Below are 22,748 nucleotides of genomic sequence, written 5' to 3'. Positions count from 1 at the left end.
TTTTATGTGGGCCCAGCCCCGTGGCTGAAATAGGAAAGTCTCCCTGCCATCGTAGGCCACATCGATGGACACGTCAGGATGCACTTTTTGCAGCAGCAAGTTTAGCTGCCGTAAGCGCCCATCCCCCTTCACCCATCAGGTTCATCCGCTTTTCACGAAAAGGGCGAGGCCGTCGCAATCAAGGCATCGCTCCGAGCAGATCAAGTCGGACTACAGGATATGTTCAGGTGAATCGAGAGCCTGTCGAACATGAATGTATCTTACAGTGGACGGCCAATGGGTTGAGTGCGATTTTCAAAGCTTGGTTGTTGCGTTACCACCCCAATTGCTTATTGAAGCCAAGCGCGTCGTAATAGTCATGTTGCGTTAAAATTTTACCGTCCTTGAGCCGCATGAAACTGACACCCTTAAATTCGAGGGGGCGTTTAGTGGCTGGAGTTTCGGCGCTCCAGGGGCCGGTGTTGTTGCCGTTAAACTCCCATTCGAAGGCAATGCTATCGCCGTTGACTATCGGCTTGCCGAGCATTTTCCACTTCAGATCAGGTACCGCCTGCATGAATACCTGAATTACATTGGTCTTGGCGTTGTCGCGACCAACCTGGGGCGTGCCCACCGAAGCGTCAAGGAACTCAACATCATCAGAAAAGTACTCAGCCGCAGCATCCGCATTGTGAGCATTCCAAGCCTTCATATAGTCATGGATCACATCGAGAGTGTCGTTTCGGCCTGCCGAAAAACTTGTATGGCTGGTCAGAACCAGAAGCAGCCCAAACAGCAGCGAGTGGATTCGAGGCGTCATGGCATTCAACCGTTTTGTTGGGAAATGAGTTTGCCTGCCACGCTCAGCGGCAGGCATTGATGTCACCTAGCGGTTTTTCCAGGCATCCGAAGCTGGTGCCCTGCCCTTTTCATAGGGACGAAACAGGGTCATGTAAAGAACACCGACGAGGATGACGATGACACCGACAAGCGCGATGCCATAATTCACGTACCAGGGAGCATCCGGGGTACGTGGCCAGGACATGTTGACGATGGCAAACAAGCCGTAGCAGAGCGCAACGATGTTCACTACCCACCCCCAACGTCCCATGGTGAACTGGCCCTTGGGTTTCCATCCTCGAATGCGGGCGTACAGCGCACCACCGACAATCATTTGGAACGCCAGGTAGATACCGATGGCAGCAAAGCTCACCACCAAGGCAACGGCATTCTGAAGGTAGAAGCCGACGCACACGATGATCGCCGGCAGCACGCCACATACCACCAGGGCTGCGGTCGGGACATGAGTCGCAGGCGAGAGTTTCTTCAACACGTTACTGCCCATAAGCATTTCGTCTCGAGCATAGGCATAGAGCAGGCGACTGGCAGATGCCTGCAAACTCAGCACGCAGGAAACGAACGAAACCGTAATCACCGCCATGACTACCCGAGAGCCGACAGGACCGAACGCTGCGCCGAAGATTGTGGACATTGGGTCCTTGTCTTCTCCGGAAATAACTGCGGCCATGTCAGGCACTGCCAGGATCAACGCCAAGGCGGCAAAGATCGAGGCGGCGCCGCCGATCCAAATAGTCATTCGCATCGCCTTGGGAACCTGGCGGCTAGGATTTGGAGTTTCCTCGGCTACATCGCCGCAGGCCTCAAAACCGTAGTACAGGAACATTCCCGCTAACGAGGCCGTCAGGAAGGCAGGCCAATAGGCCCCATCGATAGAAATATCAAAAGTGTCGAACAATACGCTCAAGGGCTGGTGGCGTTCATAGATCAGCAGGTAACCACCGATCAACAAAGCCCCGACCAATTCGCAGAGAAAACCAAACATCGCCACCCGAGCCAACAGCTTGGTGCCACTGAGATTCAAGACCGTCGCGGTGGCCGTCAGAAATAGCGCGACCAATGTATTAGTCACCGGCGACGACTCGAAACCTAGAAGGTTAGCAATATAAGGCCCAGCCCCTAGCGCGACGGCGGCAATGGTAACGCATAGAGAAATGGCATAGATCCACCCGACCATCCAGGCCCACTTCTTGCCAACCAGACGACGAGCCCAAGGATAGACGCCACCGGAAATCGGGTACTGAGACACCACTTCGCAAAAAATCAGGCATACCAGCATCTGGCCAAACCCCACCAGCAGGTAGGACCACAACATTGGCGGCCCACCAGCAGCCAGGCACAGGCCGAACAAGGTGTAGACCCCGACCACCGGGGATAGATAAGTGAACCCAAGGGCAAAGTTCTGCCATAGACTCATACTACGTTCGAAACTTGAGGTGTACCCCAGAGCGCGGAGTTGCTCCGCATCCTGGTCCGCAGCAACCGAGGGGCTTATTGAGCTGTTCATTCCAGCATCCTTCAAAAAGGAATTTGTTTTAGTAGGCGTTGATCGGACGGTGTAATCCCGCCGGTAGCGCAGTTAAGGAGGAGCCTCAGAGTTGAATCCAGGTGGCCTTGATCTCGGTGTACTTGTCAAAGGCATGCAGGGATTTGTCACGGCCATTACCGGACTGCTTAAAGCCGCCGAACGGCGCCATCATGTCACCGCCATCATAGAGATTGACCCAAACGCTCCCGGCACGAAGGGCGCGGGCCATGTTGTGGGCTCGAGACAGGTCAGCCGTCCAGACAGCTGCCGCCAGCCCGTAAGGGGTGTCGTTGGCGATGCGTACCGCATCCTCGGCTTCGTCGAATTCGATCACGGACAGTACGGGACCAAAGATCTCTTCCCGGGCGACTTTCATCGAGTTGCTGACATTGTCGAATAGGGTTGGCTCAACATAACTGCCACCGGTTTCTACCAGTACCGCGCGCCCCCCCAGCAGTAGCCGCGCACCTTGTACCTGACCGTCGTGGATGGACTGCAATACTCCTTCCAGATGACGGCCGTCCACCAGTGCACCGACATTGGTTTCAGGACTGAGTGGATGCCCTGGTTTCCAACCCTTCATGGCCTCTACAACCATCGGCACAAAACGCTCCTTGATTGACGCCTGCACCAACAAACGTGAACCAGCGGTGCAAACCTCGCCCTGATTGAAAACAACGGCTGCTGCTGCCGCTTCGGCCGCCACCTGCAGATCGGGGGCATCGGCAAATACAATATTGGGGCTCTTGCCGCCTGCCTCGAGCCAAACTCGCTTCATATTCGACTCACCCGCATAAACCAGTAATTGCTTGGCCACTTGGGTAGACCCGGTAAATGCCAAGGTATCAACGTCACTGTGCAAGGCCAACGCCTTGCCCACGGTGATGCCATAGCCTGGCAAGACATTGAGGACACCCGCTGGTAGGCCGGCTTCCAGAGCTAGCTGTGCAATGCGGATAGCGGTCAGCGGAGAACGTTCCGAGGGCTTCAGGATTACCGAGTTGCCAGTAGCCAGCGCCGGCCCCAGCTTCCAGGACGCCATCATCAGCGGGAAATTCCACGGCACGATAGCAGCAACCACCCCAACCGGCTCACGAGTAACCAGCCCGAGCTGATCGACCGAGGTCGCTGCCACCTCATCATAGATCTTGTCGATTGCCTCACCGCACCAGCGGATACTGTCAACGGTGCCTGGGAGGTCGACAGACAGCGAATCAGAAATCGGCTTGCCCATGTCCAACGTTTCCAGCAGGGCCAGCTCTTCGGCATGAGCCTCCAACAATTCGGAAAAACGCACCATCACTGCCTTGCGCATGGCAGGTGCCTGGCGCGACCAGACGCCGGACTCAAACGCCGACCGGGCGCTGGCGACCGCCAAATCAGCATCCGCCGTATCGCAACTCGCGACCAGGGCAAGCACACGCCCGTCGATAGGGCTTATGCATTCGAAGGTTGCACCGGAGCTGGCCGACACATATTTGCCATTGATAAAGGCTCGCCCTTCGATGTTCAGCGTCATGGCTTGGGCTTCCCACTCTGATCGGGTCAACTGACTCATGGTTAAAAACGCTCCTGGTTCGGATGGACGCGATCTCGAATCGCCTTAAACATATGGAACCATATCTTTAAATTTATGAGAACCCCAAAAAAGCAATGAAAAGGTGATTTTTTTGACTTTTTATGCATTTAAATTCTAGAATCACCCGAAAAATGCCCACAAAAACAATATTAAATATGAAATAGAATTTTAAAGAGCCACATCCGGGTGCTTGACGCTACCCCGGCCATTGCCACAGGCGTAAACGGCGCCGCCCATGAAAGAATCGACGATGAGCCCTACTTCAAGCCTCATACGCCTTAACCAGGAAGGTAAAACCGAGTCTGTTACCCGTCGCCTGGTAGAAATGATCGATCTGGGTTTGTTTTCAGAAGGCGAACAGCTCCCCAATGAGAGTGTCCTGGCCACACAACTTGGGGTTGCGACGGTCACACTCCGGGACGCGCTGGCGATCTTGCGAGCACGTGGGGTTATCGAAACCCGGCGCGGACGCAGTGGCGGGAGCTTCATCTGCGCAGCGCCGCAAGCCTCGGATCAGTCTCTGTTCGATCAACTTTCTGAAATCAGCACGCTTGAGCTACGCGACCTCGCAGACGAACACGCTGCCATTTCAGGCGCAGCCGCCCGACTGGCAGCTCAGCGCGCCGGGCCTGAGCAACATGCAAGACTGAGCAGCTTTGTCGACGCCCTGGCCAACGCTCAAGAGCGGCGAGAACGCCGACGAGCCGACGCCAGATTCCATATCGAAATAGCCGTGGCAGCGCAGTCTGTGCGCCTGACACACAGCGAAGCGCGCTTGCAGGCGGAACTTGGGGAACTGTTATGGCTGCCGTTTTCCGGTCAACCGGATCCACAGACCATCGAACGGGAACACAGAGCTATCCTGGAAGCCATCGTAGCGAACGACGCCAATCTGGCCGGCGCCCTGGCAGAAGCGCATGTAACACGAGGTGTTCGCCGCCTGAGCACCCTACGACTACAACAGATGGCAGAAGGCGACTTGTGAATGGAACGAAACTTGCTGAATTATTTACTCGCAGTGCAGGTCGCCGTCGCGTACCTCGTCGACTGCAGGCATCGCAGTATCTTCTCTGAGTCATGAGGTAGAGCCATGACCAACGAAATGTCGACAAACGAGTTGTCCCAATGTGCGACGCTGATCAACGCTTCCATTAGTAACGTATTCAAGGGGCTCAACGATATAAGCGCCCAGGTATTGAGAATTTGGGAACATCTGTGTTGCACAACGGAGCGCCCCCGCCAAGGCGACCTCAAGCCATTGCTGCCGATAATCCGGCAGATCCTGAACTCGGAAAGCCTCAAGTTTCATGGCGCCGGAGTGGTCTTCGCTCCTGGTGAACTGGAAGATCGCGAAATGCATCTGGAGTGGTGGTGCCGAAACCAAAAAGCGGAGATTCAGCCTTTGACACTGAACTTCAATAGCCGTAGTGAGCGCTTCTACGATTATCTGCACATGCCCTGGTACACCCGCCCCCAGCAAACCCGACAGCCATCTATAGACGGCCCGTTTGTGGATTTGTACGGCACAGAGCAATACATCGTCGCCTTCTCGGTCCCTATTTTTTTTGCAGATCGCTTCATTGGTGTAGCTGCTGCCGATATTTCTTTGCACTCGTTGGAACCCTTACTCGTGCGCAGCCTTATGCGGGTTAGTAACGAGGCGTTGTTACTTAATGCCGAAGGTAGAGTGTTGGCGGCTAACACACCGAGCTGGCTAGCTGGTGATTTGATCCGAGGCACCCTGAGCCTGGACCAGGAACAGAGTCGCGTCCTGAGCCTTATCGACACATCGTCATATTGGAGCGTCGTGGAGCGACCTGTTCCAAGATTTTGATCAAGGGACCTATCTCGGAAAGCTCGGTGATTTCTCAAGGAACCTCCGCGACCTAGGGAAATCAGTCTGAGTAAAGCCAGGGAAACCGTGTTTTCTGCCTCTGTTCGAAAGCGCTGATTTTGTCGCGCTGCTGAAGGGTATTGCCGATGGTATCCAGCCCAGCCATAAGTCGTTGCTTATCTGGCAGAGGAACATCAAACGCCAGTCTATTTCCGCCCGGCATTTCCACGTACTGCTCGCCTAGCCTGACCGACAATCGATACCCCGGATTGGCATTGACTGCGACGATGAGATCCTCAATTTGACGCATACTCAGTTGTATCGTCAACAGACCGTTGTTGACGCAATTGGAACGGAAGATATCAGCGAAACTTTCGCCAATCACGACGCTGAATCCGTACTCTAGCAATCCCCAGACAGCATGTTCGCGCGAGGAACCGCAGCCGAAATTGCGTCGAGTCAGAAGCACCGAGGCGCCGAGATATTGCCGCTGGTTGAGTTCAAAAGAAGTGTTAACCGGTCGAAGAGTGCAATCCATGCCGAGCACTCCGCTATCGGTGTAGCGCCACTCATCAAAGACGTGAGGACCATAGCCTGAGCGACTGACGGATTTCATGAACTGCTTAGGCAAGATTGCGTCGGTGTCGACATCGTTTCGGTTGAGCACGGCGACCAGTCCATCATGGCGATCTATTGCTTTCATACCGTCCACTCCCTAACGTCGGTCAAACAGCCCGCCAGCGCTGCGGCGGCAGCCATCGCCGGACTAAGCAGATGACTGCGCCCTCCTGCCCCCTGACGGCCTTCGAAGTTTCGGTTCGACGTTGAAGCACAGCGTTCACCCGGAGAAAGTCGATCATCATTCATGCCCAGGCACATCGAGCAACCCGGGCTGCGCCATTCAAAGCCAGCCGCGATAAAAATACGATCAAGACCTTCATCTTCAGCCTGGCGTTTCACTGCACCGGAGCCAGGCACCACCAGGGCTGTCAGTAAGGTACTGGCAATACGGCGTCCTGCAACTATAGATGCGGCGATACGCAAATCTTCAATCCGCGCGTTTGTGCAGGAGCCTATAAAAACCTTGTCGATAACAAGACCTCGCAGGGCTTGGCCAGCACGTAAGTTCATATAGCTCAACGCACGTTCGAGGCTACGCCGCCTTATTGGATTGGTCTCTCGCGCCGGATCAGGGACGCTCCCATTCACCCCCACAGACATTTCAGGAGTGGTGCCCCATGTCACCATGGGCTGCAAGCGCTGAACATCTATTCGCAATTGACGATCAAAAGTGGCACCTGGATCAGATACCAGCGTGGACCAGTAAGCAACGGCCTGATCCCAATACTGTTCTTTAGGCGCCATTGGGCGACCTTTCAAATAGTTGAGGGTGACCGCGTCGACTGCGATCAGACCTGCACGAGCGCCGGCTTCAATGGCCATGTTGCACAACGTCATGCGTCCCTCCATCGACAGCGAACGGACGCTACTCCCACAGAACTCGATAACATGGCCGCTTGCTCCAGCAGTACCCAGCTCCGCGATGACTGCCAAAGCCATATCCTTGGCGTACACACCCGCTGGCAGCTCACCTTCCAGCACCACGAGTAAGGTTTTCGATCGCCGTGTCGATAGCGTTTGCGTGGCCAGTACGTGCTCGACCTCCGAGGTGCCGATACCGAAGGCCAAGGCTGCAAATGCGCCGTGAGTAGATGTGTGTGAGTCGCCACAGACGATGGTCATTCCCGGCTGCGTCGCGCCCAACTCTGGCCCCACTACATGGACAATACCTTGCCCTGGAGCACGATAAGGAAACCATGCCAACGCTCCATGCTGATCGATGTTGCGCTCCAGCGTCTGCACCTGAATCCGCGCCAGCTCATCGCTGATGGGGTTGTCCGTGCCGTCAGTTGGCACACTATGATCGGCAGTTGCGATAACGCTGGCTGAACGCCAAGTGCGACGGCCGGCCATTCGCAAACCTTCGAAAGCTTGTGGGCTGGTTACCTCGTTGATCAGATGACGGTCGATATAGAGCAGTTGGTCCTGATCAATATCTCCGGTGGGATCAACAAGATGTCCGCTCCAGAGTTTATCGTAAAGTGTTCGTGCCGTTGTCATGAAACACCGCCACCATTGCGCTTAGCGACACTCATTTTCTCGCGCAATGCGGCATCGTACTCACCCAACTGCGGCGGCGGCGTCACCGACAACGGCCGCTCATGGTCAAAGCTCAAAGGAGAACGTACAGTACGCCACAGGCTGCCATCCGGCTGAACAGCGCTGATTTCCAACTGCAGGTGCTGTGCCTGGGGATCCTGAAGCGCTTCGCTGGTGTCATACATCGGCGCGTGCGGCACATCCTCTTGCTCAAGGCGAGCGCACCACTGCGCTCGATCATGGCGGGCGAAGTTTTGCCCCAACAGCTCAATCAGTTGATCCTGGTTTTCGATCCGTACCGCCCGGGTCGAGAAGCGTTCATCTTGAAACAGATTCGGCATTTCGATGGCATTGGCCAATCCCTGCCAAAACTTCTCCGGCGATGACATGTGCAGCGCAATCCACTTTCCGTCTCGACACTTAAGCACATAAGACTGCGATACGCTGGGTCGGCTGTAGGGAGTCATCACCTCACCCTCGGCGAAGAAATGGGTGAAGGCATCGAGATTGAAATGGCACATCGATTCCAACATCGAGACCTCGACCAGCCGCCCTCTGCCAGTCTTGTTACGTTCGTACAAAGCGCCGAGAACGCCGTACGCGGCGTAGAAGCCGGTGATCGAGTCAGCCAGGGCAGGTCCTACCACACGAGGATTAGCGGGGTTGATCAGTAGATTAAGAAAACCACTTGCGGCCTGTGCCACCGTGTCGTAGGCAGGCCTTCCCGCTGCCGGACCGTCCTGGCCGAACCCGCTGATCGCGCAATAAATCAGACGCGGGTTCAAATCCATCAAGCGTTCGTATCCTGCGCCCAGTCTATCCGCCGCACCGGGTCGGAAATTCTGGATGTACACATCGGCATCACGAATGAGTTGATCGAAGAGCTCGCGCTCTTCGGCAACCTTGGTGTTGAGAGTGACGCTGCGCTTGTTGCGGTTATAAGTTTGGAAGTGCGGACTGTACAACCCGCCCTTAAAGGCTCTAAACGGATCTCCCGTTCCAGGCTGTTCAACTTTAATAACTTCCGCCCCCAGATCGGCCAGCAGCATGCCGGCGTTGGGGCCGGTGATGAATGTACCTTGCTCGATAACACGGACGCCTTCTAGGACTTTAGCCATAGATTACTCCTGGAAAATTGAAGGGATCAGTGATCGGCTTGGAAACCGGGAGGGACTTCACCGTCATACTCCGTCGCTCGGCCAGCCTGGTACGAAAGCGCAAAGCCGATCGGGCGATTCATCTCCTCAAAGAGGTGGGCGATCAATCCGGCGCTTCTCGCAAGGATAGGCACACCGCGCAGTGCCCTCAGTGGATAGTCGACCCCTAGCAATACGGCCGGGATGGCTGCTGACACGTTGAGTCGAAGATCCTTGCCTGTAACCTCAAGAATCGCCCGCTCAACCGCCTCGGCAATGCGGATGTATTCCTGACCGGCCCCGACTTGCTCCGATACGGTAAACAAAGCATCGACCCGCGGGTCGCGCGCTTTGTGCAGAGGGTGACCATAACCAGGAATAGAGCGGCGCTCTTCACGATATGCACGTACTACAGCCAGGGCCGCGTCATCGAGCGTCACGCCGGCCGCCATCTGGCGCTGGCGAACAGATTCGAACAACACGCCAGCTTGTTCGGCAGCACCAAGAATCACCGAACCACACCCCAACAGTCCGGCGGCGACCGCTCCTTGCAACGCTTCGGGAGAAGCAGCAAAGGTCATTCTCGCCGTTTGAACACTCGGCACAAGGCCATGCTCTGCGATAGCTACCAACGTCGCATCCAACACCGCCAGCGCTGCAGGGCCTGGCTTTTTACCGGTGAGCAGTAGATAGAAGTATTCCGTGAAACCCATTTTGCCGATTGCGTCATCACACAGATCGAGCCCCCGAATCACGATAGTGTCTTGATTGGCTGTGCAGATCGCAGTGCGAGGTATCGTTTCTTTGCCAATTTTCATTTTTATAGCCTGCTGTGAAAGGCGTCATTAGTCATGCACAACCCCTGTGTAATACCGACAAGCGCCAGAGCCTTGGTGAAGCAGAGAGTAGAAGCAGCCAATCACATTTAGAAGTGATAAATTTCCATAAAAATGATCGACCCCATCACTGGTAACCATTATGGAACTAAGGCATCTGCGCTATTTTGCCGCGCTGGCAGAGACGTTGAACTTCACACGAGCTGCAATGAAGTGCCACGTCACCCAATCAACGCTGTCGCACCAGATCAAGCAGTTGGAGGAGGAGCTGGGCGCTCCGCTGTTCGATCGCGTGGGCAAACGAGTGGTCATCACCGAGGCGGGCGACACCTTACTTGGACGGATCTTGCCGGCGCTGGAGCAGATAGACAGCGCCGTCAGCGAAATCCACGACACGCCGGACGAACTCACCGGACAGATACGGATTGGCGCCACCCATAGCTTCAATACCCGGTTGGTGCCCAAATGCGTCGCCAGTTTCCTGGACAGATACCCAAGCCTGAAGATCACCGTGGAGGAGTTATCTCAGGAGCGTATCGTCGAACGCCTGCAGTCGGGCGACCTGGACCTTGGTATTGCATACCGGCCGTTCGAAGAACATAACCTCTGGTTTGAACCGCTTTATAACGAAGAGCTGGTACTGGTGGTCGCAGATTGGCATCCACTGGCGTTGCGTAAGCGTGTTCGCATGGTCGAGTTACACAACCTGCGCATGACGCTTCTACCGTCTATCTACAGCACACGACTGCTGCTTGATGAGTGTTTTCGGTCGGCAGGTGCCCGGCCGCAGGTAGTTGTGGAACTGAATACCATAGGCCCCATGATCGAGCTGATTCGTCAAACCGAACTGGCGGGCATAGTCGCGGCAACCGCCGTTGCTGATCGCACCGGGCTCAGCGTGGTTCCCCTGGAAGATCCGACCCCAATGCGTACACCCGGGCTGCTCTGGTTACGTGGTGGAACGAAGAACCTGGGCAGCCAGGAGTTTTCCAAAGTCGTACGTAGACAGTTGAATCAGGATGATACGAGCGACGACTGAAGCGTCGGCACCGAGATCGGCCTGGCGCCTTGCCCCTACAGTGCATCGCCGGCCAATCAATCTACCCCATCGATTGATATTAGAGAAAATCATCATTTTCATGTGAGTTAATTGCCCCCTAACATTCTTTCCATGAACCAAAACCAATAAAAACGGGGCCCGCACATGCAACCTTCAACACCCCTCACCAATCAGCTGCCGCCAGGCATTGCCGCGCCAGTACTGCTGATGCTCCCAGGCATGGTATGCGGCCCAGCCTCCTGGCAACAGCAAGCAGAGGCCCTAGCAGGGAATGTTCAGATCGTTATCGCCGATTACGATTCTGCGGACAACATCACCGTCATGGCCCGTCAGTTACTGGCATTCTTCGATGCCCCCTTGCTGTTGGCCGGGCACTCAATGGGAGCAAGGGTTGCGCTGGAGATCTACCGCCTGGCGCCCCATCGTGTTCTAGGCCTGTGTTTGATCGCGACGGAAAGTCGTGCACGTCCAGAAGGTGAGCGAGGACAAGCTGAAGACAGTACACGGATGGGCTTGCTGAAGCTGGCCGTCGACCAGGGTATGCAAGCCATGGCCAATGCCTGGATACCTGCTCTGCTGGGCCCCAGGTCACAGAATGATAGGCGTGTACAAGACGCGTTGAGGGCGATGATCAGTGCCCACTCAGTCGAAACGCTAGCCCATCACATCGAAGCGGGCAGAACCCGCCCGGATGCCCATGCTCTCCTTTCCTCCATCACCTGTCCGACCCTGCTGATTGCCGGAGAACAGGACGTCTTGCGGCCGCCCGCCTTACTTGAAGAGATGCACCTCGCTATTACCCACTCACGTTTCCTGGTGATCGAGGGTTGCGGCCACATGCCGACGATGGAAGCGCCGGAGAGTATCAACCTCGCCATGCAGACATGGCTCACCCAATCCTTATCCCGTTAGGCAGCACTCTCAACTACAGGAGGCACTGAGATGACGACAACAACAATCAAGTCCACTCATTTGCATGTGGACGCACGGCGCGCCGCTAACCGAGTGGGCAAATTGCACCATCATGCCTTTCTGGCGAAAGACATGGAGGCCACACGTCACTTTTATGAAGACATTCTGGGAATGCCGCTGGTGGGGACCTGGGTCGAGCGTGTCAACCCAGTGACTGGCCAGCCAGACAATTACATTCACACCTTCTTCGAGCTGTCCGATGGCAGTTGCCTGGCTTTTTTTCAGTTCAAGTCTCAAGACGCTTCGCTGGAACAATCCATCAACCGCTTCGCAGACATCAACCCCTTCGCTCACCACCTGGCATTAACCGTAGCTGGGCGCGACGAAATCCAGTACTTCAAGGCCCGCTTGAGCGACGCCGGTGTACAGGCTTTCGAGACCGACCACGGCTACTGCTATTCGATCTACTTCCACGATCCAAACGGCATGCAAGTAGAGCTCACCACCCTCGTGCCACAGAGCCAGCAGATGATGGATGAGGCTGCCGTCAGCGCTCACGAAATGTTGAAGAAATGGCTCACGGAGGATGAAGTCGCGGGCAATAACGCACACCGTGGCGCAGGCTGGGTTGCCAGCGAGACGGGGTTCTGACAGCAACAATTATCATCAATGAACATAAGACAACTAACAATAATAATGGGTGATCCAGATGAAACACAGCGCTCAAGTAATCATTGTCGGTGCCGGCCCCGTGGGTCTTCTGACTGCTCTCGCACTCGCTCAGGAGAACGTTTCGGTAATCGTCCTTGAGGCAGATGCCAAGGTGTCGGACGCACCACGTGCCTCCGTCTATTTTCCATCGACGATCACCGCTCTTGATAAGTTGGGCATGCTTCAAGACGTGACTGCTGCGTCCGAGCGCGGAATATCCTTCGCTACGCGAATTCCGGAGTTCGGGTTTATTTCAGAGATTCAGCATTCGGTGATGAAGGGCATTACCTATGAGTATCAGCTTCATTGCGGTCAGGATGAACTGGCATTGATCGCCATTCGCCACGCGGAAAAAGTCGGTGTTGATATTCGTTTTAACCATAGGGTGCTGGCCCTGTCGCAAGATAGTCACGGCGTCGCATTAACCGTCATGACACCGGAGGGAGAGCAGGTTCTCAAAGCCGACTATGTGATCGGCTGCGACGGCGCACGCAGCACAATTCGGAAGCTGCTGGACCTGAGCTTTGACGGCCATACATGGCCCACTCGTTTCGTTGCGACCAACGTCTACTGTAATTTCACCAAGCATGGTTATTGTCCCGCAAACATCATGCTCGACCCAATCGACGGTGGCGTTGTCATGTCCCTGGGCAAACCCGACTTCTGGCGGGTTACCTATGCCGAAGACGGCACGCTGGCGCCCGAAACCCATCGCGAGCGGATTATGCAGCGCTATGCCCGAATCATGCCCAAGGACGAACCGTTCGAATTGGTGGCCTCGAACCCCTACACCATTCACCAACGCGCAGCCTCGTCATTTCGCGTCGGCAGAACGCTGCTGGCAGGTGATGCGGCTCACGCCACCAATCCGCTGGGTGGTCTAGGGCTTACCGGTGGACTCTGGGACGGCATGATTCTCGCTGATCTGCTGGCTGCGGTTCTGCGCAACGAATCCAAGGATGACGTCCTTGATCAATGGGCGATTGAGCGCAAGCGGGTATTTTGGGAGGTCGCCTCGGCTGGCGCGTCGGAGAACAAACGCATGGTCGAAGAGAAGGATCCGATCCAACGTCGCCTGGACATGGAACGGCTTCAGGCCACGGCTGACAACCCCGAGGCAGGACGCCAGATGATGCTGTACCCATTCAAACTGATTGGCGATGTCATCCGCCCTGGTTCACGCTGGGAGGGCACCGACCCTACTCCAAACGCCGGCATCGATCTCAGCCAGCGCCAATCGCAATTCCGCTGATCAATACCGACACACTGAACTGTCTGCATGCAACTCCACGTCGCGTAAGAGCGCGCCGTGTGCTCGCTTGAGCCTGCATTCAATGCGCGTGCATGCGGACTCTTTAACCAGTGAGATAATTAAAATGACTCGACTGAAAGATTCACGCGTCAGCACGCGCGACTTTGAACGCCTTGAAATTACTGTTCAGGGTGTTGAGCAAGTTCTGTATACGGCTGGCACTGGGCGCCCTCTGTTCTATTTTCATGGCGCCAGTACCTTTCACGGTTTTGATTTTGCCCGCGACTGGATAAATGATTTCAAAGTTTATGTTCCGTATCACCCGGGGTTCGCCGAATCCGCTGATGCCCCTCACCTGACATCCACCCTGGATTATGTTGCTCACTACAAGGGATTATTGGATGCACTGGGCCTGGCTAAAATCCACTTGGTCGGCTGCTCCTTGGGCGGCCGCCTGGCGGCTGAATTTGCTCTTACTCACCCAGAGCATATTGAAAGCCTGGCCTTGCTGTGCCCTGCCGGGCTCGATTGCCCAGAAGCACCGATGACCAATCTCGGCGCTATTTCACCTCAGGAGTTACCCAGTTACTTGGTTGAAGACACGAGCACGCTCGCGCCCTTTCTCCCAACGACGGACGACCCTGAATTCACCGCCCTCCGTGCCCGCGAATCAGCGACTGTGGGGGGACTCACGCGCCATGGGTTTCGCAGCCTGCTCATCAACTCGACGCAGGATCCTCTACCGGCTGCGACGTTGCTGGTCTGGGGTAAAAAAGACCGTGTGATCCCCGTCGACCAAGCCTACGCCTGGCTACACAAGTTCCCCGGTATTGAGCTTGAGCTACTGGAAGCCGTCGGCCACCTGCTCCTCGATGAGTCCAAGACCAGCCGCCAACTTATAGCGTCCTTCTGTAGCCGCAGCAACTGACTTAACCACTGAATCTGCGCCAAACGGTGATCTATGAAAATGCTTAAAAAAACAAAATATATTGCATTGTTCACGTTAATCTCCACTCAGGTTTATGCGGTAGAAAACGGAGTCGTCGCCTTTCCTGTCGGCGTTCACTCGGTATTAAATGGGCTCACGACTCAACCGGGTGAGAACAGGGTTTACAACTACACCGCCTTTGCTTCGGCCAACCGAATAAACGACAGTGACGGTAATAAGCTGCCGGTCAAATTCAAAGCACAAATTGCCATCGAAGCCCTGCGTCTTGACCATGGCTGGGAAACACGCCTGGCCGACTTCACTTTGTCGTCTGGTATTGTCGCGACCATGTTGAATACTTCGATCACTGTGGGTAATCAGGAATCAAACAAGTTCGGGATGGGCAACTTCACTATCAAGCCGATCATATTCGGCCTCGTCAATGAGAGCGGGACGCTGCATCAAGTCTTCTCTCCTCTGGACCTGGTGATTCCTACAGGCTCCTATGACAAGGATAGACTTGCCAATCCCGGATTCCATTACTACTCCTGGCAACCTTCCTACGGGTATACATGGTTCCCCTCTACCAACATCGAGGTCAGTGGGACGGTATCCGCCGCTATCAACAGCAAAAATAAAGAAACAGACTATAAATCCGGCGCAACCGTCCACCTCGAACAAATGATTGGCTACTCCATCTCACCAACCATCCAGTTGGGGCTCCAGGGGTATTATTATGATCAATTATCTGATGACAAACTGGACGGACAGGTGTTCCTCGACGGTAATCGCAGTCGAGCCGCGGCTATCGGCCCACAAATTCGATACTCACCCAAACCTGGCGTGGCCATGGCGTTGAAGTACCAGCGAGATGTCATCGCAGAGAATCAAAGTCAAGGCGGAAAACTCTGGTTTCAGTTCTCCTTTCCTTTCTAATTCAGACCGGACGGAATGAATTGACCTTCACTGCCAAGGCCAGCGGAGCCGGCAACTGACCCTTACGACCAGACCAACAAAAGCGGCTCCGTCAGGGCTAACAACTATTAGCAACTAGTTGCCGCTCATTAGGATCAAGCATCTGCGGTATGGTTGTCGTTCACTCTTGCGAATCGCACCCATACAGGTAGCGATGATTATTAGCTTGATCCAGTCAACATGTATGACGCGCAAAAAAAAGCCACTCATCTGAGTGGCTTTTTTTCTGAATCCTGGAGCGGGAAACGAGACTCGAACTCGCGACCCCGACCTTGGCAAGGTCGTGCTCTACCAACTGAGCTATTCCCGCGTCTTGGTGTGGCGCATTCTATAGATTCAGATTACGCCGTCAACCCTTTGATTCAAAAAAGTTTTATTTCTGTCCCACATCGGTCCGCAGATGCGGCCAAGCGGCGCGTAGGTACTGGACCATCGACCACAGCGTCAGGCCGGCGGAAATCAGCAGCAGTGCATAACCCAGCAACACCCAGAAGCTGAAGTCCGAGGGGTTGGCCAGCAGGATGACCAGAGCGAGCATTTGCGCGGCGGTTTTCCATTTGCCCAGGTTCGACACGGCCACCTGGGCGCGGGCGCCCAGTTCGGCCATCCATTCGCGGAGTGCCGAGACGACGATTTCGCGGCCAATGATCACCGCCGCCGGCAAGGTCAGCCAGAGGTTGCCGTGTTCCTGCACCAGCAGCACCAGGGCCACTGCGACCATCAGCTTGTCGGCCACCGGATCGAGGAACGCACCAAACGGTGTGCTCTGTTCCAGGCGGCGGGCCAGGTAGCCGTCCAGCCAGTCCGTCGCGGCGGCGAAGGCAAAGACCGAAGCAGAGGCCACGTAGCTCCAGTGGTACGGCAAATAGAACAGCAGTATGAAGATCGGAATGAGCAGGACGCGTAGAACGGTAAGCAGATTTGGGATATTCATCGGCACAACTGGCTGCGAGGTTGACGGGCATTCTACTCGCTATGCAGGTTTGCATAAATCGACTCTGCGAGCTTTTTACTGATACCGGGGGCTTTGGCGATCTCTTCGATGCTGGCACGAGACAGCTCCTGCAATCCACCAAAATGTTTCAACAGGTCCCGTCGCCGTGTCGGGCCAACTCCCGCCACGCCTTCCAGGGTGGAGGTGCGGCGAGTCTTGCCACGGCGGGCGCGGTGGCCGGTGATGGCGAACCGGTGGGCTTCGTCGCGGATCTGCTGGATCAGGTGCAACGCCGGAGAATCCCCTTTCAGGGTGAATTCATGGGCCGCGTCGTTCAGGTACAGGGTCTCGAAACCGGCCTTGCGCGTGGCACCCTTGGCCACGCCGAGCAGGATCAGGTCGGGAACCATCAGTTCGTTGAGCACATCGCGGGCCATGGACAGTTGGCCCTTGCCGCCGTCCACCAACAGGATGTCCGGGAGCTTGCCCTCCCCGTCCTTCAGCTTGCCGAAGCGTCGCATCAGGGCCTGGTGCATCGCCGCATAGTCATCGCCGGCGGTCACGCCTTCGATGTTATAGCGGCGGTAATCGGACTTGATCGGGCCTTCCGGGCCGAACACCACGCAGGAGGCCACGGTGGCCTCGCCGCTGGAGTGGCTGATGTCGTAGCACTCCAGCCGCTGCGGTGGTTCGTCCAGATTGAGGACGTCGGCCAAGGCATCGAACCGCGCCGCGACGTGCTGACGGTTGGCCAGGCGCGCACCCAGGGCCTGTTCGGCGTTGGTCACGGCCAGTTGCTGCCAGCGCGCGCGGGTGCCGCGCACTCGATGGCTGATGGTCAGCTCGCGACCGCGAAGCGTATGAATGGCTTCGATCAGGGTCGGGAAGTCCTCATGAACCACGTTGACGATCAATTCGCTCGGCAGGTCGCGTTCCGGGCTGCTGACGTAGTACTGGCCGAGAAACGCCGACATGACCTCGGCCACGTCTTCCTCGATACCCACCTGGGGGAAGAAGTTCTTGCTACCGAGCACACGGCCGCCACGCACGCTGATCAGGTGCACGCAGGCGCCGCCCGGGTTGATGAACGACGCGATCACGTCGACATCGCCGCTGCCACCTTCCATGCTCTGCTGGTCCTGCACACGGCGCAGCAGGCCGATCTGGTCCCGCAGTTCGGCGGCTTTTTCAAATTCGAGATTGATCGCCGCCTCTTCCATCGCGGCCGATAATTCATCGGTCAGTGCATTGCTGCGACCTTCCAGGAACATCACCGAGTGGCGCACGTCCTCGGCGTAGACCTCGGGCTCGACAAACCCCACGCAAGGCGCCTTGCAGCGTTTGATCTGGTATTGCAAGCAAGGCCGGGTGCGGTTCTTGTAATAGCTGTCTTCACACTGGCGCACGAAGAAGGTCTTCTGCAGCAGGCTCAGGCTTTCACGAATCGCACCGGCGCTAGGGTATGGACCGAAATAGCGGCCCTTGGCCTTTTTCGCGCCACGGTGGATGCTCAGGCGCGGGAACGCCCCATCGGACAGGAACACGTAGGGGTAGGATTTGTCGTCGCGCAACAGGATGTTGTAAGGCGGCCGCCATTCCTTGATCAGCGTCTGCTCGAGCAGCAGTGCTTCGGTTTCATTGGCGGTGATGGTGGTTTCGATCTGCGCGATGCGCCCCACCAGTGCGGCGGTCTTGGGGGCCAGGCCGGTCTTGCGGAAGTAACTGGCCAGGCGCTTCTTGAGATTCTTGGCCTTGCCCACGTACAGCAGGCGCGCATCGCTGTCGAACATGCGGTACACGCCGGGGCGGCCACTGCATGTGGACAGGAAAGCACTGGGATCAAACAGTTCGGTCATTATCAGGCGCTGGCATCGACCATGCCGTGGCGCACCGCCAGCAACGTCAACTCGACATCACTGCTGATCGAAAGCTTCTCGAAGATACGGTAACGGTAGGTGTTGACGGTTTTCGGCGACAGGCACAGCTTATCGGAGATGATCTGTACTTTTTGGCAGCCGACAATCATCAGCGCGATCTGGATTTCCCGCTCGGACAAGGCGTCGAAAGGCGATTCGTTGGTCGGCTGGAATGACTTGATTGCCAACTGCTGGGCAATCTGCGGGCTGATGTAACGCTGCCCGGCGAACACCAGGCGGATGGCCTGGACCATCTCGTTCAAACCGGCGCCCTTGGTGAGGTAACCCGCCGCCCCCGCTTGCAACAACCGGGTCGGGAACGGATCCTCTTCACAGACGGTTACCGCGACCACCTTGATATCCGGGTGACTGCGCAGCAGTTTGCGCGTGGCCTCAAGACCGCCGATGCCGGGCATCTTCACGTCCATGAGGACCACATCGGGTTTCAATTCACGCGCCTTGATCAGGGACTCTTCCCCGGATTCAGCCTGGCCAACCACCTGCAGACCGTCGATGTCAGCCAGCATTCGTGTAATGCCCGTACGAACGAGATCGTGGTCATCGACCACTAACACCCTAATCAAGCAGACACCTCACCATTCGGTCTTATATGGACTGCCCCACACCTTAGCAAAAAGCTTCGGGCAGACCTAGCGCCAAGGGGCATTAAAAAGTTACAGCAAATCTTCATGGGACAAGCTAGCCGAGGCCTCAAGCACCGGCGTCTCGCTGCATTCTCAGGAAACACTCATCCTCGCCCGCGACGTATAGCCCCATGCGTTCGTAGAGCTTCCTGGCCGGGTTGTCCTTGAACACCGTCAGACGCAACGCCGGCCGTCGCTCCAGCGCGACCATGTCCCAGACCTGTCCGATCGCCCAGGTACCGGCGCCCTGCCCCCGGAATGCCTGGTCGATCTGCAATTCCCGGATATACAGCGCCCGGGCATCCCGGCTGAGGCTGACAAAACCCAGGTCCTGGCCTTCACGGCTAATGATCCAGTTCTGACGAATGATCCACGCCAGGTCGAACGCCTCGTCCTGCCAGAGCAAATCATGGCGCAGGTAATACGGCAGCATGTTGGTGCAGGTCAGTTGCCGGGCGAACCCGATGTCCGTAGCCGTGGCCGCACGCCACTGGAAACCCATGAGCACCTCGTCAAGGTTCAAAACCTGAGTTTGTCATAATGCCAGCCAGACTCAACGCCATGAACAATTGCATCCCGGTGATAGAAACTTCTTATTGAACGGTCGCCCCAGGCTCGAGTAAGCTCAGGACCATTCATCGGAGACAGACCATGTTCAACGCCCTCTCACAACTTCAACCCGTCAGCGCCCCGCGCTCGGTTGCGGCTGTCCGGGTGAACGGCGTTGCTGCTCCGGTCAACTTTTATTTTGGGTATTGGTTTAGCCACTGGCGCGCCTGATACCCAACCGGCGCCCACTTTAAACGGGTCGCCTTCCAGAGTTCATAAACCCCCGGTCGGCCTCCCGACCGGGGGTTTTGTTTTTTCAGCCCCTGCCTTTTTGCAACACCGACAACTTGAGGATCGAGCCATGAACTACGCCACTTATTACCGTTACGACTTTTGCGCCTGGCGATTTACCAGCCTCCGCTCGGGACAGCCTGCCGCCTCCGATCGGTCACCTATCGGTGGCAAACCAACACTCCAGGCCAGTACGGCCAACTGTCGAACACCCCACTAGGGCCGGCGCGGGAACGAACCCGCTGCTCGCCCAGGAAGCCAGATCATGAACTCGTCCGTCTCCGCTTTGCCGCTGTCCACGCTCAACCCTGCCAATGAAGCCCTGACCCTGCGACTGCCCAGCTCGTTGCAGCTCAAGCACCAATTGCCGCTCAACCACGCGTTGAGCCAACAAGTCGACGCCCATCGCCAGGCCATCCGCGCAATCCTCGATGGCGAGGATGCTCGCTTGCTGGTCATCGTCGGCCCCTGCTCGATCCACGATCCGAAATCCGCCCTCGAATACGCCGCCAACCTGGCTCGCCTGGCCCACGAGGTGAGCGACAGCATGCTGCTGGTGATGCGCGCCTACGTGGAAAAGCCCCGCACGACCGTGGGCTGGAAAGGCCTGGCGTACGACCCCGACCTGGATGGCAGCGATGACATGGCCGCCGGCCTGACGCTGTCCCGGGAACTGATGCGTGAAATGCTGCAGCTCGGCCTGCCCGTTGCCACCGAACTGTTGCAGCCCATGGCCGCCAACTACTTCGACGACCTGCTCAGTTGGGTCGCCATCGGCGCCCGCACCACCGAATCGCAGATCCACCGGGAAATGGCCAGCGGCCTGGGCATGCCGGTCGGTTTCAAGAACGGCACCGACGGCGGGGTCGGCATCGCCTGCGACGCCATGCGCTCCGCCGCCCATCCCCACCGGCACTTCGGCGTCGACAGTCAGGGCCATCCGGCAATCATCCAGACCCAGGGCAACCCCGACACCCACCTGGTACTGCGTGGTGGGCATCGCGGTCCGAACTACGACCAGCAAAGCGTCGCGCAGATCCACAATGACCTGAGCCGCCTGAAAATCCCGGCCCGCATCATGGTGGATTGCAGCCATGCCAACAGCGGCAAGGATCCCACGCGCCAGCCACAGGTCTTCAATGACGTGTTGGCGCAGCGGCTGCAAGGTAACCACGCGCTGATCGGCATGATGATCGAGAGCCACCTGTTCGAAGGCTGCCAGGCGATCAGCCCGTCGATGCGCTACGGCGTGTCGGTGACCGACGGATGCCTCGGCTGGGAATCCACCGAGCAACTGTTGCTCCAGGCCCATCGCCAACTGATATCAGCCACCTGAGTTGCCGTGCGCGCCCTCCCTCGAGAGGGCGCGCACGTGAATCTCGACCCCGGCGAAATGCTGGCTCACATCATCCAGCCGCTCGATCTGGTACCGAACGCGCACCGATCTGCCCCGCTGACTCTGCCAATAGTCCGCCGGGACCAGGAAAGTAATCGGTTGACCGACATTGGCCTGGACAATCTCACGCTCACCGACATGGGCGTAGCTGCCGTCGCATTGCAACCAGACCAACTCGCCAATCTCGAACCCGGCATTGTCGATGATCACGGTCACCCCCTTCTCTTGCTCGTCGACGTCCAACTCCCCTTCCTTCAGCCCCAGGATCCTGGGCGCCCTAAGCGGCGGGCGCACCAGGGCGCCGATATGCAGCGACAAGGATTCGGCGCGGCGTACGGAATGCCCGCGCCTGACGACGTAAGCCAGATCCAGGTGATGCCCCAGGTGCGGAGCGATCTGCGCGTATTCCATCCAGAACGACACCTCGCGGCCGACGGCATGAGCCTCGATGTCCAGCACATCGCGCCAGAGCGCCTTGGAGTCCCTGCTGCCGATCAGGATCAGCCGGTCCCCGACAGCCATTCTCGAATAGGGCCGGATGCTCACGCAGGTGCCATCGGGCACACGCTTCGGATCGAGACTGCCGCCCACGGCATCGTTGGCAATGGCCGGCAGCAGCTGCGGGGGTACGTCGCCGATCACCAGTTGCAGGGGCTCCGAATGCATCGGGGCCGGAAGCCGTTTACCGGTAACCCGATAGGAGATCTCCAGGGAACCACTGTCGAGCTCGGCGATGTGGGGTTCGCGCACCACGAAAATGATGTCCCGGTCGACTTGTCGCTCGGTGATGGACCTGCGTATTTCATGTCGGTACGGCTCGCCGTCCGAATTGAGCCCGTGCCAGAACAGCAGCACTTCATCGCCGCACGTCATCATCGGGTAGGGTTTAAGGGTGATGGCAACCTTGCCCCAGGCGGGGTTGATCACCCCACCCTTTGCCGCCGCCAGAATGGGCGCCCGGAGTTTCGTCCGAGCGGTAAGCCGGGCGCGCCGGCCAAATGGGTCAGAGGTCATGTATAGATCCAGTCCTTGGATGAAGACGCCATCTCCAGATGAAGGCGCCTGATAGAACCATTAAAGCCTGATCATCCGGAACCCGCAGTCAGACGAGACGACAGCACGGGTGGTCCCTTGCGCTTGAGACTGTAGCTGCATGCGACAGGGGCTATCAGACGCATCCCGAAACCAAACCCATCATTCGGCCACTTTTCTGATTCTTCCCGCCTTCTTTAGTCCGTTTTCGGTCGGCCACAGCGGTTTCTTCCTACAC

At 57.0% G+C, this 22,748-nt stretch carries 22 protein-coding genes and 1 tRNA gene; 10 read left to right on the top strand and 13 right to left on the bottom strand.

What is annotated here, in order from left to right; genetic code table 11:
• Window positions 1-313: 313 nt before the first annotated feature.
• From LOY67_RS11095 to LOY67_RS11085, 3 genes are all read right to left on the bottom strand, one after another.
• A complete protein-coding gene (locus tag LOY67_RS11095; protein ID WP_413776182.1) occupies window positions 314-856 on the bottom strand; it encodes an ester cyclase in 543 nt (180 codons plus the stop codon).
• A 9-nt stretch (window positions 857-865) separates the two neighbouring features.
• Window positions 866-2,344 carry an APC family permease gene (locus LOY67_RS11090; protein ID WP_265067194.1) on the bottom strand — a complete coding sequence of 493 codons (1,479 nt, stop codon included), beginning with the start codon at window positions 2,342-2,344 and terminating at the stop codon, window positions 866-868.
• Between the two features lie 85 nt (window positions 2,345-2,429).
• Window positions 2,430-3,923, bottom strand: coding sequence for an aldehyde dehydrogenase (locus LOY67_RS11085; protein WP_265067193.1), 1,494 nt, complete (start codon window positions 3,921-3,923; stop codon window positions 2,430-2,432).
• Window positions 3,924-4,194: 271 nt separating this feature from the next.
• Here LOY67_RS11085 and LOY67_RS11080 point away from each other — a divergent pair, with 271 nt between their 5' ends.
• Both LOY67_RS11080 and LOY67_RS11075 read left to right on the top strand, forming a co-directional pair.
• Entirely contained in the window at window positions 4,195-4,929 is a 735-nt protein-coding gene (locus LOY67_RS11080; RefSeq protein ID WP_265067750.1) for a FadR/GntR family transcriptional regulator, read from the top strand.
• 105 nt (window positions 4,930-5,034) lie between these two features.
• Window positions 5,035-5,778 carry a cache domain-containing protein gene (locus LOY67_RS11075; protein ID WP_265067192.1) on the top strand — a complete coding sequence of 248 codons (744 nt, stop codon included), beginning with the start codon at window positions 5,035-5,037 and terminating at the stop codon, window positions 5,776-5,778.
• A 61-nt stretch (window positions 5,779-5,839) separates the two neighbouring features.
• Here LOY67_RS11075 and leuD read toward each other — a convergent pair whose 3' ends face one another.
• From leuD to LOY67_RS11055, 4 genes are read right to left on the bottom strand one after another with little or no spacing between them, the layout of a single operon-like run.
• Window positions 5,840-6,481: a 3-isopropylmalate dehydratase small subunit gene (leuD, locus tag LOY67_RS11070; protein ID WP_265067191.1), complete on the bottom strand. Its 642-nt coding sequence runs from the start codon at window positions 6,479-6,481 to the stop codon at window positions 5,840-5,842.
• The gene (gene leuC, locus LOY67_RS11065; RefSeq protein WP_265067190.1) at window positions 6,478-7,899 is read right to left on the bottom strand and encodes a 3-isopropylmalate dehydratase large subunit; all 1,422 of its coding nucleotides are present in this window, start codon (window positions 7,897-7,899) and stop codon (window positions 6,478-6,480) included. The genes leuD and leuC overlap by 4 nt, the downstream gene beginning before the upstream one ends.
• Window positions 7,896-9,056, bottom strand: coding sequence for a CaiB/BaiF CoA transferase family protein (locus tag LOY67_RS11060; RefSeq protein ID WP_265067189.1), 1,161 nt, complete (start codon window positions 9,054-9,056; stop codon window positions 7,896-7,898). The genes leuC and LOY67_RS11060 overlap by 4 nt, the downstream gene beginning before the upstream one ends.
• A 26-nt stretch (window positions 9,057-9,082) precedes the next feature.
• Window positions 9,083-9,892 (bottom strand): citryl-CoA lyase, encoded by an 810-nt coding sequence (locus tag LOY67_RS11055; RefSeq protein WP_265067188.1) that lies wholly within the window; start codon window positions 9,890-9,892, stop codon window positions 9,083-9,085.
• A 160-nt stretch (window positions 9,893-10,052) separates the two neighbouring features.
• On the opposite strand from LOY67_RS11055, the gene LOY67_RS11050 reads away from it, so the two are divergent.
• The 6 genes from LOY67_RS11050 to LOY67_RS11025 all read left to right on the top strand — a co-directional run bounded on the left by LOY67_RS11050 (window position 10,053) and on the right by LOY67_RS11025 (window position 15,709).
• Window positions 10,053-10,949, top strand: coding sequence for a LysR substrate-binding domain-containing protein (locus LOY67_RS11050; RefSeq protein ID WP_265067187.1), 897 nt, complete (start codon window positions 10,053-10,055; stop codon window positions 10,947-10,949).
• Window positions 10,950-11,114: 165 nt separating this feature from the next.
• On the top strand, window positions 11,115-11,882 hold the full coding sequence (locus LOY67_RS11045) for an alpha/beta fold hydrolase (RefSeq protein WP_265067186.1): 768 nt from the start codon (window positions 11,115-11,117) through the stop codon (window positions 11,880-11,882).
• A gap of 30 nt (window positions 11,883-11,912) precedes the next feature.
• The gene (locus LOY67_RS11040; RefSeq protein WP_265067185.1) at window positions 11,913-12,533 is read left to right on the top strand and encodes a VOC family protein; all 621 of its coding nucleotides are present in this window, start codon (window positions 11,913-11,915) and stop codon (window positions 12,531-12,533) included.
• Between the two features lie 58 nt (window positions 12,534-12,591).
• The gene (locus tag LOY67_RS11035; RefSeq protein WP_265067184.1) at window positions 12,592-13,845 is read left to right on the top strand and encodes an FAD-dependent oxidoreductase; all 1,254 of its coding nucleotides are present in this window, start codon (window positions 12,592-12,594) and stop codon (window positions 13,843-13,845) included.
• A 124-nt stretch (window positions 13,846-13,969) separates the two neighbouring features.
• On the top strand, window positions 13,970-14,773 hold the full coding sequence (locus LOY67_RS11030) for an alpha/beta fold hydrolase (protein ID WP_265067183.1): 804 nt from the start codon (window positions 13,970-13,972) through the stop codon (window positions 14,771-14,773).
• A 33-nt stretch (window positions 14,774-14,806) separates the two neighbouring features.
• Window positions 14,807-15,709 (top strand): transporter, encoded by a 903-nt coding sequence (locus LOY67_RS11025; protein WP_265067182.1) that lies wholly within the window; start codon window positions 14,807-14,809, stop codon window positions 15,707-15,709.
• 273 nt (window positions 15,710-15,982) lie between these two features.
• Here LOY67_RS11025 and LOY67_RS11020 read toward each other — a convergent pair.
• From LOY67_RS11020 to LOY67_RS11000, 5 genes are all read right to left on the bottom strand, one after another.
• A tRNA-Gly gene (locus tag LOY67_RS11020) sits at window positions 15,983-16,058 on the bottom strand.
• Between the two features lie 63 nt (window positions 16,059-16,121).
• Window positions 16,122-16,682: a CDP-diacylglycerol--glycerol-3-phosphate 3-phosphatidyltransferase gene (pgsA, locus tag LOY67_RS11015; RefSeq protein ID WP_265067181.1), complete on the bottom strand. Its 561-nt coding sequence runs from the start codon at window positions 16,680-16,682 to the stop codon at window positions 16,122-16,124.
• Window positions 16,683-16,714: 32 nt separating this feature from the next.
• Entirely contained in the window at window positions 16,715-18,538 is a 1,824-nt protein-coding gene (gene uvrC, locus LOY67_RS11010; protein ID WP_265067180.1) for an excinuclease ABC subunit UvrC, read from the bottom strand.
• A 2-nt stretch (window positions 18,539-18,540) separates the two neighbouring features.
• Window positions 18,541-19,182, bottom strand: coding sequence for a UvrY/SirA/GacA family response regulator transcription factor (gene uvrY, locus LOY67_RS11005; RefSeq protein WP_024781217.1), 642 nt, complete (start codon window positions 19,180-19,182; stop codon window positions 18,541-18,543).
• Window positions 19,183-19,309: 127 nt separating this feature from the next.
• Window positions 19,310-19,744: a GNAT family N-acetyltransferase gene (locus LOY67_RS11000; RefSeq protein WP_265067179.1), complete on the bottom strand. Its 435-nt coding sequence runs from the start codon at window positions 19,742-19,744 to the stop codon at window positions 19,310-19,312.
• 149 nt (window positions 19,745-19,893) lie between these two features.
• On the opposite strand from LOY67_RS11000, the gene LOY67_RS10995 reads away from it, so the two are divergent.
• Both LOY67_RS10995 and LOY67_RS10990 read left to right on the top strand, forming a co-directional pair.
• On the top strand, window positions 19,894-20,022 hold the full coding sequence (locus LOY67_RS10995) for a hypothetical protein (protein ID WP_265067178.1): 129 nt from the start codon (window positions 19,894-19,896) through the stop codon (window positions 20,020-20,022).
• 325 nt (window positions 20,023-20,347) lie between these two features.
• On the top strand, window positions 20,348-21,418 hold the full coding sequence (locus LOY67_RS10990; RefSeq protein ID WP_265067177.1) for a 3-deoxy-7-phosphoheptulonate synthase: 1,071 nt from the start codon (window positions 20,348-20,350) through the stop codon (window positions 21,416-21,418).
• Here LOY67_RS10990 and LOY67_RS10985 read toward each other — a convergent pair.
• Window positions 21,407-22,492, bottom strand: coding sequence for a hypothetical protein (locus tag LOY67_RS10985; RefSeq protein ID WP_265067176.1), 1,086 nt, complete (start codon window positions 22,490-22,492; stop codon window positions 21,407-21,409). The genes LOY67_RS10990 and LOY67_RS10985 overlap by 12 nt on opposite strands.
• Window positions 22,493-22,748: the final 256 nt, after the last annotated feature.

This window comes from Pseudomonas sp. B21-056 (assembly GCF_026016325.1).
GTDB lineage: Bacteria > Pseudomonadota > Gammaproteobacteria > Pseudomonadales > Pseudomonadaceae > Aquipseudomonas.
This window is presented reverse-complemented; position numbering and strand designations above follow the sequence as displayed.